Below are 236 nucleotides of genomic sequence, written 5' to 3'. Positions count from 1 at the left end.
GACGCCGCATCCCGCCTGTGGTTTTAGATAGCGCCGTTTGGTCCAGTCCGCCAAGCACGGCGGAAATCGGCCTCAGACTTTGGGAAATCCGCCTGCCCGGCTCAGCGCCGAGGGGGCAGGTCGGCCGATGGCCTCGCCGATCCCGCGCGCCGTTGCGATCAGGGCGTCCAAATCATAGTCGGTCTGATACCCGCCGCGCTCCAGCATCTAGACCAGATCCTCAGTGGCGATATTGC

General features: G+C 64.4%; 1 protein-coding gene. It reads right to left on the bottom strand.

Going from position 1 to position 236, the window contains the following annotated elements:
* Window positions 1–72 precede the first annotated feature (72 nt).
* A complete protein-coding gene (locus tag ACM0OZ_RS49420) occupies window positions 73–207 on the bottom strand; it encodes a hypothetical protein (protein ID WP_414590249.1) in 135 nt (44 codons plus the stop codon).
* Window positions 208–236 lie beyond the last annotated feature (29 nt).

This window comes from Scytonema sp. PCC 10023, assembly GCF_963920835.1.
Classification (GTDB): Bacteria; Cyanobacteriota; Cyanobacteriia; order Cyanobacteriales; family Nostocaceae; genus Kalymmatonema.
The sequence above is the reverse complement of the archived record's forward strand: the minus strand, read 5'-3'. Positions and strand labels throughout refer to the sequence as shown.